Annotated in this window: 13 protein-coding genes; 7 read left to right on the top strand and 6 right to left on the bottom strand. The window is 69.8% G+C overall.

Annotated features, from left to right (window positions below; all coding sequences use genetic code 11):
• Nucleotides 1–16: 16 nt before the first annotated feature.
• Nucleotides 17–592: a GNAT family N-acetyltransferase gene (locus tag HUS56_RS08475; RefSeq protein WP_254431362.1), complete on the bottom strand. Its 576-nt coding sequence runs from the start codon at nt 590–592 to the stop codon at nt 17–19.
• Nucleotides 593–641: 49 nt separating this feature from the next.
• On the opposite strand from HUS56_RS08475, the gene HUS56_RS08470 reads away from it, so the two are divergent.
• Entirely contained in the window at nt 642–2054 is a 1413-nt protein-coding gene (locus tag HUS56_RS08470) for an ATP-binding protein (protein WP_173922975.1), read from the top strand.
• Between the two features lie 190 nt (nt 2055–2244).
• On the opposite strand, the gene aceB is transcribed toward HUS56_RS08470, so the two are convergent.
• Both aceB and aceA read right to left on the bottom strand, forming a co-directional pair.
• Nucleotides 2245–3942, bottom strand: coding sequence for a malate synthase A (gene aceB / locus HUS56_RS08465; protein WP_173922974.1), 1698 nt, complete (start codon nt 3940–3942; stop codon nt 2245–2247).
• A 131-nt stretch (nt 3943–4073) separates the two neighbouring features.
• Nucleotides 4074–5414 carry an isocitrate lyase gene (aceA, locus tag HUS56_RS08460; protein WP_173922973.1) on the bottom strand — a complete coding sequence of 447 codons (1341 nt, stop codon included), beginning with the start codon at nt 5412–5414 and terminating at the stop codon, nt 4074–4076.
• A 280-nt stretch (nt 5415–5694) separates the two neighbouring features.
• On the opposite strand from aceA, the gene HUS56_RS08455 reads away from it, so the two are divergent.
• Genes HUS56_RS08455 through HUS56_RS08435 form a run of 5 tightly spaced genes read left to right on the top strand, consistent with a single transcriptional unit; the run spans nt 5695 to nt 11606 of the window.
• The gene (locus tag HUS56_RS08455) at nt 5695–6879 is read left to right on the top strand and encodes an ABC transporter ATP-binding protein (protein ID WP_173922972.1); all 1185 of its coding nucleotides are present in this window, start codon (nt 5695–5697) and stop codon (nt 6877–6879) included.
• A 32-nt stretch (nt 6880–6911) separates the two neighbouring features.
• Nucleotides 6912–8096 (top strand): spermidine/putrescine ABC transporter substrate-binding protein, encoded by a 1185-nt coding sequence (locus HUS56_RS08450; RefSeq protein ID WP_173922971.1) that lies wholly within the window; start codon nt 6912–6914, stop codon nt 8094–8096.
• A 7-nt stretch (nt 8097–8103) separates the two neighbouring features.
• Nucleotides 8104–9045: an ABC transporter permease gene (locus tag HUS56_RS08445; RefSeq protein ID WP_173923159.1), complete on the top strand. Its 942-nt coding sequence runs from the start codon at nt 8104–8106 to the stop codon at nt 9043–9045.
• The gene (locus HUS56_RS08440) at nt 9042–9881 is read left to right on the top strand and encodes an ABC transporter permease (protein ID WP_173922970.1); all 840 of its coding nucleotides are present in this window, start codon (nt 9042–9044) and stop codon (nt 9879–9881) included. Before HUS56_RS08445 ends, HUS56_RS08440 begins: the two co-directional genes overlap by 4 nt.
• 48 nt (nt 9882–9929) lie before the next feature.
• The gene (locus tag HUS56_RS08435) at nt 9930–11606 is read left to right on the top strand and encodes an amidohydrolase (protein ID WP_173922969.1); all 1677 of its coding nucleotides are present in this window, start codon (nt 9930–9932) and stop codon (nt 11604–11606) included.
• A 67-nt stretch (nt 11607–11673) separates the two neighbouring features.
• Here HUS56_RS08435 and HUS56_RS08430 read toward each other — a convergent pair whose 3' ends face one another.
• The 3 genes from HUS56_RS08430 to HUS56_RS08420 are packed head-to-tail and all read right to left on the bottom strand — an operon-like array spanning nt 11674 to nt 13552.
• Nucleotides 11674–12267, bottom strand: coding sequence for a DUF3618 domain-containing protein (locus tag HUS56_RS08430; protein ID WP_173922968.1), 594 nt, complete (start codon nt 12265–12267; stop codon nt 11674–11676).
• Nucleotides 12264–12731 carry a phage holin family protein gene (locus tag HUS56_RS08425; RefSeq protein WP_173922967.1) on the bottom strand — a complete coding sequence of 156 codons (468 nt, stop codon included), beginning with the start codon at nt 12729–12731 and terminating at the stop codon, nt 12264–12266. The genes HUS56_RS08430 and HUS56_RS08425 overlap by 4 nt, the downstream gene beginning before the upstream one ends.
• Nucleotides 12731–13552: a hypothetical protein gene (locus HUS56_RS08420; protein ID WP_173922966.1), complete on the bottom strand. Its 822-nt coding sequence runs from the start codon at nt 13550–13552 to the stop codon at nt 12731–12733. The genes HUS56_RS08425 and HUS56_RS08420 overlap by 1 nt, the downstream gene beginning before the upstream one ends.
• Nucleotides 13553–13802: 250 nt before the next feature.
• Here HUS56_RS08420 and HUS56_RS08415 point away from each other — a divergent pair, with 250 nt between their 5' ends.
• Nucleotides 13803–14756: a TIGR03557 family F420-dependent LLM class oxidoreductase gene (locus HUS56_RS08415; RefSeq protein ID WP_173922965.1), complete on the top strand. Its 954-nt coding sequence runs from the start codon at nt 13803–13805 to the stop codon at nt 14754–14756.
• Nucleotides 14757–14804: the final 48 nt, after the last annotated feature.

The following is a 14804-nucleotide window of genomic DNA, read 5'->3' as shown; positions in this document are numbered from 1 at the left end:
CTCTAGTCAGAGGAATTCATGGGATCAAGGGGGCGGCCGCCTCGCCGGGCACGAGGAGCCGCTCGAGGACCCAGTCGTGCTCCAGGCGGTCACCGAGCTTGAAGCGCTTGCGTCCGACGCGGCGGAACCCGTGCTTCTCATAGAACCTGAGAGCGCGCGCATTCCGCTCGTTGGTGCCGAGCCAGAGCGATGCCGCCCCGCGGGCTGCCGCCACGTCGATCGTTGCGGTCAGGAGTGGGGCGGCCACCCCGGTGCCGTGGGCGGCCGCACGGGTGTAGAACTTGCTGAGCTCGATGGTGGGCCGCGCCGTGACGGCGGCCGCGGCATCCCTGTCGGCCGGCTCATCTGCGATGAGCATGGCATAGCCGACCAGGCCGGAGTGGGGCTCGGACTCGTGCGCGACGAGCACCATGCGAGCCTCATCGCGCACGTACTCGGCGAATCGGGCGGCGGTGAGGTGCTCGGCGACGAACGCGGCGATCGCCGCGGCCGTCGTTCCCGGCGGGCAGGCCAGCGGAAACGTCTCGGCCGCCAGTTCGGCGAGCGCGGCGGTGTCATCGGGAACGGCGGTCCGGACGGTGAGCTCTGACACGGTCTCCGATTCTTCCAGAGGCCGCCTGCTCGGGTGGGAGGATCGGGGCATGGATGCGCCCGACTCGACCGCTCCGACGGCCCCCCGCGACCCGACCGGCACCGTCGCCAGATCCGACGACGGCAGGTCCTTCACGATTCGGGATGCCTCGGGCACGCCGTTCATCGCCGGCTCCCTCGTCGTGCTCGACTCCGACGCCGGCCGTCAGCTCGCCCTCGTCGAGTCCCGTAGCGACGACGCCCCGGCGCTGGCCCGCGGCCGCCTGCTCGGGGTGCTCGACGGAGACGAGCTCGACACGCGATCGAGTCATCCGTTCGAGTCGGCCACGGTGCGAGCGGCCGACACGATCACCGTGGACGCGTTGCACCGCACTACGGGGGCCCGCATCGAGGTCGGCACGAACCTCACCGCTCCCGGCGGGCCGGCGCGGCTGCTCCCCCACCGCTTCAATCGGCACACCTTCTGGTGCGGGCAGAGCGGATCGGGCAAGACCTACGCGCTGGGCGTCGTGCTCGAGCAGCTCATCGCCCACACTGCGCTGCCGGTCGTCGTGTTCGATCCGAACTCCGACTTCGTGCGACTCGGCGAGGTCGCGCCCGGAGCGACGGGGCCCACCGCGGACGCGCTCGCCCAGCGCGACATCCGCGTGCTCCGCGCGAAGGGCGAACCGGGTTCGACGCTGCGAGCGCGCTTCATCGAGATGTCGCTGCCGTCGAAGGCGGCCGTGCTCCGGCTCGATCCGATCATCGACCGCGACGAGTACAACACCCTCGTGCGCATGCAGGACGTGCTGAAGGCCGGCGAGCTCGACGAGGTGCTGCCCATGCTGACCGCGGCCACCTCGGAGGCGGGTCCGCACCCGCTCGCCCAGCGCGTCGAGAACCTCGGCGTGCTCGACTGGAGCGTCTGGGCTCAGGGCGATCCCGCCGTCACCGACATCGTCGACGAGCGGCCGGATGCCACGGTGCTCGACCTCGGCGGATTCTCGACGCCCGAGCAGCAGCTCGTCGTCGCCCTCTCGCTGCTCGACGACCTCTGGGAGCGACGCGAGGAACGCCGGCCCGTGCTGCTCGTCATCGACGAGGCGCACAACCTGTGCTCGCCCCAACTCGACTCGCCGCTCGCCGTCGCGGTGCGGGAGCGCCTCGTGCAGATCGCCGCGGAAGGCCGCAAGTTCGGGCTGTGGCTGCTGCTCTCGACGCAGCGGCCGTCGAAGGTGCACCCGGGCATCATCTCGCAGTGCGACAACCTGGCGCTCATGAAGATGACCTCGCCGCTCGACCTCGACGAGCTCGGCACGTACTTCGGGTACGCACCGGCGTCGCTGCTCGCGCGATCGCCGTGGTTCCGGCAGGGCGAGGCGCTGTTCGCGGGCGGCTTCGTTCCGGCGCCCTCGCTCGTGAAGATGAACGCGCGCATCACGCCCGAGGGCGGCAGCGACGTCGGAGTGCCGCTGCGCTGAGCGCCGCCCGACGCCGGTGATCGAGTAGCGCCCGCCGAAGGCGGACACGCCCCGGTGATCGAGTAGCGCCCGCCGAAGGCGGACACCCACCGGTGATCGAGTAGCGCCCGCCGAAGGCGGACGCGTATCGAGATCGTCACCCCGTCTCGATACGCGTCGGCTGCGCCGGCGCTACTCGACGACCGGGCCCTCACAGGAAGCGCGCGTACGCCCCGACTGTGAGGAACGTCGGGAACTCCGGCTCGAGGGCGACGCTGCGGAACACCGAGATCGCGTCGTCGAAGCGGTCCCCCTCGAAGCGCGGCAGTTCGGCGACGGCCGCCGCCATAATGCGCACGATCGAGGTCTGGTCGATGCGCGTGCCCTCGGCGGTGACGGTGTTCTCGTGCAGCCACTGCCAGATCTGCGAGCGCGAGATCTCGGCGGTCGCGGCATCCTCCATGAGGTTGTCGATCGCCGCCGCGCCCGTACCGCGCAGCCACGACTCGATGTAGCGGATCGCGATCGAGACGTTGTCGTGCACGCCCGCCTCGGTCACCTCGCCGCCGACCGACGGAATGTCGAGCAGCTCAGCTGCGGTCACCTCGACGTCGTCGCGCAGACGGTCGACCTGGTTCGGCCGGTGGCCCAGCACGGCGTCGAACTCGGCGCGCGCGGTCTCGATGAGGTCGGGGTGCGCGACCCACGTGCCGTCGAACCCGTCGCCGGCCTCGCGCCGCTTGTCGGCGGCGACCGCGGCGAGCGCCCGCTCCGTCACCTCGGGGTCGCGGCGGTTCGGGATGAACGCGCTCATGCCGCCGATGGCATGCGCCCCGCGCTTGTGGCACGTCTGCACGAGCAGCTCGGTGTACGCCCGCATGAACGGCGCGGTCATGGTGATCGACGTCCGGTCGGGCAGCACCCATCGGCGTCCTCGGCAGCGGAACGTCTTCACGATCGAGAAGATGTAGTCCCAGCGGCCCGCGTTCAGGCCCGCGCAGTGATCGCGCAGCTCGTACAGGATCTCGTCCATCTGGAACGCCGCCTGGATCGTCTCGATCAGCACGGTGGCGCGCACGGTGCCCTGCGGAACGCCGAGCGCGTCCTGTGCGAACACGAAGATGTCGTTCCAGAGCTTCGCCTCGCGGTGCGACTCGAGCTTCGCCAGGTAGAAGTACGGCCCACGGCCCTGCTCGATGAGCGCCTTCGCGTTGTGGAAGAAGTACAGGCCGAAGTCGACGAGCGATCCCGAGGCGTGCATGTCGCGCCCGGCCCGGTCGTGGAACCGCAGGTGCTTCTCCACGAGGTGCCAGCCGCGCGGACGCATGACGATCGTCGGGGTCTCCGTCGCCGTGACCCGGTACTCCTTGCCCTCGGGGCTCGTGTACTCGAGGTTGCCGCGGAGGAAGTCGTACAGCGACAGCTGCCCCTCGATCACGTTCGCCCAGGTCGGGCTGGTGGCATCCTCCTGGTCGGCGAGCCAGACCTTCGCGCCCGAGTTCAGCGCGTTGATCGCCATCTTCCGGTCGGTCGGGCCGGTGATCTCGACACGGCGATCCTCGAGGCCGGGCGCCGCGCCCGCGACGCGCCACGTGGTGTCGCTGCGGATCCATTCCGTCTCGGGCAGGAACTTCGGGTCGCGCCCGTTCGCGGCATCCACCCGGGTCTGCAGGCGCGCAGCGAGCAGTTCGTGCCGGGTGCCCGCGAATCGATCGTGCAGCTGCGTGAGGAAGGCGAGGGCCTCGGGCGTGAGGATCTCGTCGTAGCGCGGGCCGAGCGGCGCCGTGACCTCGATGCGGGGCTCGACCGTGCGGAAACTCCCGGTCGCCGGTCGGGGTGCGAAGCGAGGGCCGGATGCCGCGGCATCCGTTCGCTCGCGATCGAGCGTGATGGTGGGCGTGGTGTTCATGGTCGTGTCTCCTTCACGTCGCCCCCAGCGGGTTCGTAGGACATTCGAGCGTTTGTAGGACATCTGCGCGTGCTGACGTCCTACAGACTGCCCTTTGTCCTACGAACCCCAGCGGGGTGGGCGGACGATGGTCAGTGCGTGAACTGGTCTTCCTCGGTCGATCCGACGAGGGCGAGCGTGGCGCTCGAGGGGTTCAGCGCCGTGGCGATCTGGTCGAAGTACCCGGTGCCGACCTCGCGCTGGTGACGCGTGGCGGTGTATCCGGATGCCTCCGAGGCGAATTCCGCCTCCTGGAGCTCGACGTACGCGCTCATGTGCCGCTCGCTGTAGTCCTTGGCGAGCGTGAACATGGAGTGGTTGAGGGCGTGGAAGCCCGCGAGGGTGATGAACTGGAACGCGTACCCCATCGACGCGAGCTCGCGCTGGAACTTCGCGATCTGGTCGTCGTCGAGGTGCCGCTTCCAGTTGAAGGAGGGCGAGCAGTTGTACGAGAGGCGCTTGCCGGGGAACTTCGCGTGCACCGCCTCGGCGAAGCGGCGGGCGAGGTCGAGGTCGGGCTCGGCGGACTCGACCCAGAGCAGGTCGGCGTACTCGGCGTAGGCGAGGCCCCGCGCGATGACCGGCTCGATGCCGTTCCGCACCTCGTAGAAGCCCTCGGCAGTGCGCTCGCCCGTGACGAACGGCCGGTCGCGCTCATCGTGATCGCTCGTCAGCAGGGTCGCGGCGAGCGCGTCGGTGCGGGCGATGATGATCGACGGCACCCCTGCGACATCCGCCGCCAGCCGCGCCGCATTGATGGTGCGGATGTGCTGCGACGTCGGGACGAGCACCTTGCCGCCCATGTGGCCGCACTTCTTCTCGCTGGCGAGCTGGTCCTCCCAGTGCACGCCGGCCGCGCCGGCCTCGATCATCTGGTGCATGAGCTCGTAGGCATTGAGCGGTCCGCCGAAGCCGGCCTCGGCATCGGCGACGATGGGCGCCATCCAGTCCTTCCCGGTGGTCGAGCCCGTCGAGACCTCGCCCTGCTCGACCTGGCCGGCGCGCAGCAGCGCGTTGTTGATGCGGCGCACCACGGCCGGGACCGAGTTCGCGGGGTACAGCGACTGGTCGGGGTAGGTCTGGCCGCTCAAGTTGGCGTCGGCGGCGACCTGCCATCCCGACAGGTAGATCGCCTTGAGGCCCGCGCGTACCTGCTGCACGGCCTGGTTGCCGGTGAGAGCGCCGAGCGCCGCCGACCATTCGGGGTCGTCCATGGGCTCGAACGCGGTGCCAGTGTTCCTGCGGATGTCCTCCCACAGCTTCTCGGCGCCGCGCTTCGCGAGGGTGCGCTCCTCGCGCACCGGGCCGCGGAGGGCGATGACGTCTTCGGCGGTGTAGTCGCGCTTGACGCCCTCCCAGCGGGGGTCCGCGTCCCATTCGAGCTGCAGTTCGGCAGCGGTCTGCGTCTGGTCGCCGGGTCGGTTCGTGCTCATCGTGGTGCTCCTTCGGTGATGCGGTCGGATGCTTCGTTGCGGCCGTCGGCGCCTGCTTCGCCGCCGTCCGGGGTCTGTGTGGCATCCACTCTGCGCCCGTCCTCGGGGGTGCGACCGACGATTCCGGGGGTGAACTTCCGTCGTTCTTCTGCGGCCCGGAAGAACCGCGCTCTCACTCACTGGGATCGGAGCGAACCGGGCCGATTCTCACCCCGCGTGGCTTACATGCTTCAATGTCCGGGAGCACGGAGCTGTGCGAGAACCCGGAGGATCCCCCAACGTGTCATCAGCAACAACCGAGGCCACGACGGGCACGCTGCCGAACGCGGCAGAGGCGAAGGGCACTGTGGTGCTCGACGGTGTGACCAAGCGCTACGGGCAGGCCACCGCGGTCGACGGCGTCTCGCTCACGGTCCAACCGGGTGAGTTCATCTCGTTGCTCGGGCCGTCGGGATGCGGCAAGACCACCACGCTGCGCATGATCGCCGGGTTCGAGGTGCCCGATGCCGGAGACATCCGCATCTCCGGGCGATCCGTGCAGAACATCCCGCCGTACCGGCGCGACGTGAACACCGTGTTCCAGGCGTACGCGCTCTTCCCGCACATGTCGGTCGCCGAGAACGTCGCCTACGGACTGCAGCAGCGCCGCACGCCGAAGGCCCAGTTGCGTGAGCAGGTCGTCGAGGCGCTCGACCTCGTGCAGATGCGCCGCTTCGCCGACCGCAAGCCGGCCCAGCTCTCGGGCGGCCAGCAGCAGCGTGTCGCCCTCGCCCGCGCACTCGTGAACCGGCCGGCCGTGCTCCTGCTCGACGAGCCGCTCGGCGCCCTCGACCGGCAGCTGCGCGAGGAGATGCAGCTCGAGTTGAAGCTGCTGCAGTCGCGTGTCGGCATCACCTTCGTCTTCGTCACCCACGACCAGGGTGAGGCGCTGTCCATGAGCGACCGCATCGCGATCATGCGCGACGGGCGCATCGAACAGCTCGCCGACGCCGACACGATCTACGCCCGGCCCGCGTCTGCGTACGTCGCGGCCTTCGTCGGCCAGCAGAACTTCTTCCGCGGCCGTGTCGCCGAGGGCGGCGCGGCGGTCGACTCACCGCACGCGCTCGTGCGCGGCATCCGTTCGGAGCTCGGCGAGGGGCAGCAGGGCCAGGCTGCCGTGCGTCCCGAGTTCGTCGAGATCGCGGCGGATGTCGCAGACGGGCGCTCCCCCGCCGACGCGCTCGACGCCGTCAACTCCGTACGCGGCACGGTCATCGGCGTGGCGCACCTCGGCGAGACCATGCAGTACCTCGTCGGCCTGGGCGACGACCAGAGCCTCATCGTGCGCCGGCCGACCCCCGAGGCGCCCGACCTCGCCGTGGGCGATGCCGTGGTGTGCTCCTGGAAGGCCGCGAGCGTGCTGCTCTTCGCCTCCGACGATGCGGCGAGCGCCGGCGGTTACGTCGCGCCGCCCACACTCTGACCCCCGTTCCACGCACCCCTACGGAGACCGACATGGCCGAACCCCGCACTCCAGTCCGCATCCTCGCCAGCGAGAGCGCCGCGAAGGTGATCCGCTCCGAGCTCTCCCGCCGCCGCTTCCTCAGCTTCGCGGCCGCGGCCGGCGCCACCGGGCTCCTCGCCGCGTGCTCGCCCGGCGGCGGGACCTCGAGCGCCCCGCAGGCCACCGGCGGCGCCCTGGAGAACGAGTTGTCGATCTACACGTGGGGCGACTACGACAGCCCCGACGTGCTGGAGGCGTTCACCGACGAGCTCGGCCCGAACATCACGCTCGACTCGTTCGGCTCGAACGAGGAGCTCATCTCGAAGCTCGTCGCGGCCAAGGGCACCTCGGGCTACGACATCGTCGTGCCGACCGGCGTCTTCATCCCGCAGATGATCGAGAACGGCCTGCTGCAGGAGCTCAACCTCGATCTCATCCCGAACATCGAGTTCATGGACCCGGCGTTCCTCGGCCGGGCCTGGGACCCCGAGAACGCGTACTCGATCTGCAAGGCGTGGGGCACGACGGGATACGTCTACGACAAGACCGTGATCACCCGCCCGCTCACGACGTGGGCCGACTTCCTCGACGCCGCCCAGAACGAGGCCGCCGGCAAGACGAGCGTGCTCGACGACCCGGGCGACCTGACGGGCATCTACTTCTGGGCGAACGGCATCGACTGGAACACCACCGACGAGGCCGACCTGACCGCCGCTGAGGACTACCTCGTCAACACCCTCGCGCCGAATCTCGCGGCCTTCGACTCGTACCCGGGTGGCGCCGCCATCCCACAGGGCACCCACGTGCTGATGCAGGTGTGGAACGGCGACGCGCGCATCGGCATCCTGGAGAGCCCCGATCCCGACCGCTGGCAGTGGGTGTTCCCGGGCTCCGAGACCGAGATCTGGATGGACAACTGGGCGATCGCGGCGGGCGCTCCCAACCCCGAGGCCGCCCACGCCTTCATCAACTACGTGCTCGAGCCCGAGAACTCCCTCGCCGAGCTCGACTACATCGGCTACCACACGGGCGCGACCGGCATCGAGGAGGCCGCGGCCGCCGCTGAGCTGCCCATGCTCGACCTCGTGTTCTTCACGCCCGAGCAGATCGAGACGATGCGCGAGGGCGAGGTGAACGACGCCCAGCAGCGGCGCGTCGACATCTGGAACAAGACCAAGGCCGCCGCTGGTGCGTAGTTCCCGGATGCCGCGCTTCGCCCTCGCCATCCCGGCGTGGGCGTGGCTCGCCATCTTCTTCGTCGCGCCCGTGGCGATGGTCGTCTGGTTCAGCTTCGGGTACAAGCCGGGCATCTTCGGCACGCACGCGAACGACGTGCTCTCGTTCGACCGGTATCTCGAGGCGCTCTCGCCGACGTTCTTCTCCACCTTCCTGAACACGCTCTGGATCGGCCTCGCCGGTACGGCGCTCTGCCTCCTGATCGGCCTGCCGGTCGCGTACTGGATGGCCGTGAAGGCGCCGCCGTCGCGTCGCGGGCTGCTCATCGCGCTCGTGCTGGTGCCGTTCTGGACGAACTTCCTCGTGCGCACGATCGGCTGGCAGGTGATCCTCGCGCCCGAGGGCTGGCTGTCGACGCTGCTTCAGGATGTCGGCCTCATCGGCGGTCCGCTCGACATCCTGTACACGCGCTCGGCGGTGCTCATCGGCGTGGTGTACAACTACCTGCCGCTCATGATCCTGCCGCTCTTCGTCGCGTTCGATCGCGTCGGAACTCCGGTGCGCGAGGCGTCGAAGGACCTCGGCGCCGGCAGGTGGCGCACGTTCCTTCGGGTCACGCTGCCCCTGGCGCGTCCGGGTGTCATCGCCGGTGTGCTCCTCGTCTTCATCCCCCTCATGGGCGACTACATCACGGCGACCGTGCTCGGCGGGGCGAAGGGCAACATGGTCGGCCAGCTGGTGGCGAGTCAGTTCCAGGCCGCCCAGAACTGGGCCCTGGGCTCGGCGATGGCGGTGATGCTCATCCTCGTGATCATGGTGACCGTGGCGGTCGGGGCGCTCGTCGTCTGGCTCGTGATGCTGCCGATCCGATCCCGCAACCGACTGGTGCTCGGCGATGCGCCCGCTGCCGCAACCGGTGGCGACCGAGCCTCCGAAGCGGCCAGGGAGTCCGAGGAGGTGCTGTCGTGAAGAGATCGTGGTCGGATGTCGCGCTGAGCGTATGGGGCGTGCTCGTCTTCCTCTTCCTGTTCGCCCCGATCATCGTCATCATCATCTCGGCGTTCAACAGCGGGCGGCTGCTCGTCGCCTGGGACGGCTTCGGATTCGACGGCTTCGCCGCACTGCTCGAGAAGCCCGCCATCCAGAGCGCGGTGTGGGTGTCGATCCAGACGGGCTTCATCGCGGCGATCGTCGCCACCGTGCTCGGCACCCTGGCCGGCATCGCGATGGCGCGGCATCCGGGCAAGTGGGTGTTCTGGTTCATCGGACTGCTGCTGCTCGTCTCGGTGACGCCCGAGATCGTCGACGCGGTGGCGCTGCTGCCGTGGCTCGTCTTCCTCGGCCAGGACCTCGGCATCGGCCTCTTCAACGACGGCATCGTGCGACTCGTCGTGGGCCACTCGCTCTTCTCGACCGCCGTGGTCTCGTACATCGTGCGAGCCCGGCTCGTCGGTCTCGACGCCCAGCTCGAGGAGGCGTCCGCCGACCTGTACGCGAAGCCGTTCGCCACCTTCCGCCGGGTGACGCTGCCGCTCGCGATGCCGGCCGTGCTCGCGGGCTTCCTGCTCTCGTTCACGCTGAGCCTCGACAACACGATCATCGCCGCGTTCGTGCAGGTCTCGGGTACCACCCCCTGGCCGGTGTACGTGCTCAGCGCACTCCGCAGCGGATTGCGGCCCGAGATCGCGTCGGTCTCGACGATCATGCTCGTGCTCACACTCGTCGCGCTGGCCCTGGTCGCACTCGTGCTGCGCCGCGCGGGCGATTCGGCGACGCAGATCGCCCGCACGATGACCGGCAACTGACACGATGACCGGCAACTGACACGATGACCGGCAACTGAAGGGATCCCCATGCCACACGCCGACCTCGTCTTCACGGGTGGACCCGTCTTCACCGCGAACACCGTGCGCTCGCGGGCGCAGGCCGTCGCGGTGGCGCACGGGCGCATCGTCGCGGTCGGCTCGAACGACGACGTGCGCGAGCTCGTCGGCCCCCGAACCGAGGTCGTCGACCTCACCGGTCGGATGCTGGTGCCGGGGTTCCAGGACGCGCACGTGCATCCGGTGTGGGGCGGCCTCGACCTCATGCGGTGCGACCTGTCGGAGCTCGCCACCCAGGCCGACTACCTGGAGCGCATCGGCTCGTACGCCGAGGAGCACGCGGATGAGCCGTGGGTGCTCGGCGGCGGCTGGCAGATGTCGGCGTTCCCGGGCGGCACACCCACGGCGGCAGCCCTCGACACGGTCGTCCCCGATCGCCCGGCGTTCCTGCCGAACCGCGACGGGCACGGCGCCTGGGTGAACTCGGCGGCGATGCGCCTCGCGGGGATCGACCGGGACACGCCCGACCCAGTCGACGGCCGCATCGAGCGCGACGACGACGGCAACCCGACCGGCACGCTCCACGAGGGAGCGATGAGCCTCGTGAATCGGCACCTTCCCGAAACCAGCCTCGAAACCCTCACCGAGGCGCTCCTCCTCGGACAGGAGTATCTGCACGCCCACGGCGTGACCGCCTGGCAGGACGCGATCGTCGGCAGCTACGGCGACGCGGGCGACCCCGGACCCGCCTATCTCGCCGCCGCGTCATCCGGGAGGCTCACCGGTCGTGTCGTGGGCGCACTGTGGTGGGATCGCACGGCGGGCCTCGAGCAGATTCCCTCGCTCCTCGAACGCCGCGAGAGCCTGACGCCCGAGCCGATCGCCGGCCGCTCGCCGCGATTCGCTCCGACGAGCATCAAGATCATGCAGGACGGCGTCGCCGAGAACTTCACGGCGGCGATGCTCGAACCCTACTGCGATGGACACGGGCACCCGACCGACAACGCGGGGATCTCCTTCGTCCCGCCCGAGATCCTGAACCGGGCCGTGCCGCAGCTCGACGCCCGCGGGTTCCAGCTCCACTTCCACGCCATCGGCGATCGCGCCGTGCGTGAGTGCCTCGACGCCGTCGAGCACGCGATCGCGGCGAACGGGCGGAACGACCGCCGGCACCACATCGCGCACCTGCAGGTGATCCATCCCGACGACATCGCACGATTCCGCGAACTCGGGGTCGTCGCGAACATGCAGTCGCTGTGGGCCGCGCTCGAACCGCAGATGGTCGAGCTCACGCTCCCGTTCCTCGGCTCACCGCGCGACGCGTGGCAGTATCCGTTCGGCGATCTGCTCCGCGCGGGTGCGGTGCTCGCGGCGGGCAGCGACTGGTCGGTGTCGACGCCGAACCCGCTCGCCGCGATCCACGTGGCCGTGAATCGGCGCGCCGCGCCCGGGTTCGAAGAGGGCGAGTACGACGCGTTCCTTCCCGAGCAGGCGATCGACCTCGGCGCCTCCCTCACCGCCTACACGGCCGGGTCGGCCTACGTGAATCGTCTCGACGAGACGGGAACGATCGAGGCGGGCAAGCTCGCCGACCTCGTGGTGCTCGACCGCGACCCGTTCGCCCGGCCGGCCGACGAGATCGGCGCGACTCGCGTGCTGCAGACCTTCGTCGAGGGCGAGCGCGTCTTCGCGGCATCCGACGCGTGACCTTCGGCGCCGGCATGCGGATGCCCCGCCCTCCAAGGGGCGGGGCATCCGAGATCCTGCAGGCGGGTCAGCCCATCTGACGATCTGCGGCGTGCTTCGCGTCCGTCTGGACCTGCGATGCGGCGTCCTGACCCTCTTCCTTCACGGTCTCGACGCCCTCCTTGGCACGGTCCTTGACCGCCTCGGCGGCCTCCTTCGCGGGCTCGCGGAGGTGGTCGGCCGATTCCTTGGCCACGTCCTTCGCCTCGTCGACGAGGGGCGCTGCGGCATCCTTCACCTTCTCGGCGGCCTGCTGTTCCGCCCTCGACGCGGGAATCAGCGAAGCGGCGAGCAGGCCCACGCCGAAGGCGATGAGGCCCACTGCGACCGGGTTGCCCTGCGTCGCCGAGGCGACCTTGCGCGGCGCGTCGGCGACGGCCTCGCCGGCATGGCCGACGGCATCCTGCGTCGAGTGCCCGACGTCGGAGGCGGTGCCCATGACCCGGTCCTTGAGGCGACCGGCAGCCCGGCGCACCTTGTCCGTCTGCCGCTGGGCGGCCTTCGCGGGGTTCACCTTGTCGGCGAGCGCATCCACATCCTGTCCGAGTTCACGGCGCGTGCGCTCGATGTCATCGCGGATCAGATCAGGGTCGTCCGAGCGGACGACATCCGGGTTGCTCATCGGTTCTCCTCATTCCTCTTCAGCGTGTCGGGGATCTCCTTGACCGTCTCGACGGTCTGGGGCATGCCCTCGACCTCCTCGATCTCCTTCTTCCCCGTGAAGAACAGCACTGCGGCGACGATGCCCCACAGCACCGCCACGATCAGGGCCGACCAGGCGTTGCCCATGAAGTAGCCGAGCGCCCACCAGAGCGCGATCGACACGAACAGCAGGGCGAGGAAGCCGGCGACGCCGGCCCCGCCGTAGAGTCCTGCTCCCTTGCCGGCCTGCTTGGCGGTCTTCCGGAGTTCGGCCTTGGCGAGTTCGACCTCCTGACGCATGAGCGTCGAGATGTCGCGGCTCACCTCCGCGATCAGGTCGCCGAGCGACGTGTTCGCGGCCTGCCGCTCCGACGGTGTCGGCAGGTCCGCGCCTGGGGCGCCCGAGACGTGGGCGCCGGCGCGTGGTTCGTTCAGATTCGTCATCAGAGGCCGCCCCTCGTGCCGGTCGGGCTGCCCTCTGCCCACGGCTCACCCGTGACGGGGTCGATCGACGGGTCGCCGGCCGCGCCGGTCACCACCGTCTCGCTCCCGGTCACACCGGGGACGCCGCTCGTGACGGGCGTGCCCGTCGTACCCGCGGTGCCCGTCGTGCCCGTCGTCACGCCGCCGCCGACCGTCCGGCCGGTCGTCGCGCCGTACCCGGTGCCCGCGGTGCCGTACGTCCCCATGGTCCCGGCCGTCCCCGAGGCCCCGTCCGAGTCGTCGGAGGGTTGCGCGAGTGCGCGGGTCAGGCGACCCACGACGACACCGGCGCCCACCGCGATCGCGAGGAACACGCCCGGGCGACGCCGTGCGAACGACTTGACCTCGTGCAGGATCATGCGCGGGTCGCGGTCATCGATCCACTGCGCGACCGCGCCGACGCGGTTCCCCGCCTCGCGGGCGACGTCAGCGGCGAACCCGGAACCACTGCCCTGTCCGTTGGCCATGTTCGAGAACTCGTCGCCGATGTTGCGAAGGCCTCCTGCCGCCCGGCTCTGCTGATGGGCCGCCTGCTGACGCACCTCGCCGCCGACCTGGTCGGCGAATCGCCTCGCCTGCCGGCGAACCTCGGAGCCGACCGCCTTGGTCTCGTCCTTGGCGACACCCGCGACCCGGCGCCCGGCGTCGCCCGCCTCGCTGGCGAGATTCGACGCCTCTTCACGCGCTCCCGGAGTTGTCGACCCGTAGGTCGCTCCCGTGGTCGAGCCTCCGAGTGAAGCGTCATTCGAACCCGGGAATCCGGGCGTTGTGCTGCTCGTCATCGTTCACTCACTTCCTGTGTCGGCCGCACTAGCTCGTGGCACGGCACTGCTCGTGTCGATCACGTTAGGTTCGGGGCTTCGGCGCGCAGAAGGCCCTTGCGGTGTCGGGAAGCGAGGCGTATAACGCGGGCGCGGTTCCAATCAGCCGCGCGCCTGGCGGCCGTCATTTTGGCCGTCCGACGCCGCCGATGCAACCGCATTCCGCTTCCTATTCCTCGCGCGTAGCGTGCTTGGCGACGAGGGGAGATCCATGCAGTACGGGTACAAGCTCTCTGCCGAGGGCTTCGGGCCACAGGAGCTCGTGCGCCAGGCGAAGCTGGCAGAGGCATCCGGATTCGACTTCGTCGACATCAGCGACCACTACCACCCGTGGCTCGACTCCCAGGGCCACTCGCCGTTCGCGTGGACCGTGCTGGGGGCGATCGCCGCCGGCACCGACTCGATCGGCCTCGCCACCGGCGTCACCTGCCCGACGGTGCGATACCACCCGGCGATCATCGCGCAGGCGGCCGCGACCCTCGCGCTCGTCTCCGACGGCCGGTTCACGCTGGGTGTCGGTTCCGGCGAACGGCTCAACGAGCATGTCGTGGGGCGCGGTTTTCCGGCCGTCGCCGATCGACAGGCGATGCTGCGCGAGGCGCTCGAGATCATCCGCCTGCTGTGGGAGGGCGGGTACCAGTCGTACCGAGGCGAGTGGCTCGACCTCGAAGACGCTCGCGTCTTCGACCTGCCCGGTGAGCTCCCGCTCATCGCGGTTGCAGCCGGCGGTTCGGATGCCGCGGAACTCGCGGCCGAGCTCGGAGACGGCATGTTCGGCATCGACCCCGATCCCCAACTGGTCGGCGCGTATCGCGACGCGGGCGGCACGGGCCCCACCTACGGCGAGGTCGGCCTTTCCTGGGCGGAGTCCGAGGATGCCGCGGTGCAGGCCGCGTTCGAGACGAGCCGCTGGTCGCTCACGGGGTGGAAGGTGATGAGCGAGCTCCCCAACCCCGTGAACTTCGAGGCGTCGGCGCAGGTGGTCCGGCCTGAGGACATCGCCGAGGCGATGCCGTGCGGGCCGGATGCCGCGAAGCACCTCGCCGCGATCCGCGAGTACGAGCGCGTCGGCTACGACCACGTCGTGCTCGCGAACAACGGCCCCGATCCCGATGGATTCATGGATTTCTTCGCGCGAGCGTTGAAGCCACAGCTCGTCAGTTGAGCCTCAACGCAGAACTTTCGTGGAAGTTCTGTTTGCGTCATCCCAATG

Origin of the sequence: Agromyces sp. Marseille-P2726, assembly GCF_902809835.1 — a bacterium.
Classification (GTDB): Bacteria; Actinomycetota; Actinomycetes; order Actinomycetales; family Microbacteriaceae; genus Agromyces.
The sequence above is the reverse complement of the archived record's forward strand: the minus strand, read 5'-3'. Positions and strand labels throughout refer to the sequence as shown.

What these genes read in the sequence shown, in the direction of transcription:
- HUS56_RS08470 (WP_173922975.1), top strand. Translation starts at nt 642, where the DNA reads ATGGATGCGCCCGACTCGACCGCTCCGACGGCCCCCCGCGACCCGACC.
- aceB (WP_173922974.1), bottom strand. Translation starts at nt 3,942, where the DNA reads ATGAACACCACGCCCACCATCACGCTCGATCGCGAGCGAACGGATGCC.
- aceA (WP_173922973.1), bottom strand. Translation starts at nt 5,414, where the DNA reads ATGAGCACGAACCGACCCGGCGACCAGACGCAGACCGCTGCCGAACTG.
- HUS56_RS08450 (WP_173922971.1), top strand. Translation starts at nt 6,912, where the DNA reads ATGGCCGAACCCCGCACTCCAGTCCGCATCCTCGCCAGCGAGAGCGCC.
- HUS56_RS08445 (WP_173923159.1), top strand. Translation starts at nt 8,104, where the DNA reads ATGCCGCGCTTCGCCCTCGCCATCCCGGCGTGGGCGTGGCTCGCCATC.
- HUS56_RS08435 (WP_173922969.1), top strand. Translation starts at nt 9,930, where the DNA reads ATGCCACACGCCGACCTCGTCTTCACGGGTGGACCCGTCTTCACCGCG.
- HUS56_RS08430 (WP_173922968.1), bottom strand. Translation starts at nt 12,267, where the DNA reads ATGAGCAACCCGGATGTCGTCCGCTCGGACGACCCTGATCTGATCCGC.
- HUS56_RS08425 (WP_173922967.1), bottom strand. Translation starts at nt 12,731, where the DNA reads ATGACGAATCTGAACGAACCACGCGCCGGCGCCCACGTCTCGGGCGCC.
- HUS56_RS08420 (WP_173922966.1), bottom strand. Translation starts at nt 13,552, where the DNA reads ATGACGAGCAGCACAACGCCCGGATTCCCGGGTTCGAATGACGCTTCA.
- HUS56_RS08415 (WP_173922965.1), top strand. Translation starts at nt 13,803, where the DNA reads ATGCAGTACGGGTACAAGCTCTCTGCCGAGGGCTTCGGGCCACAGGAG.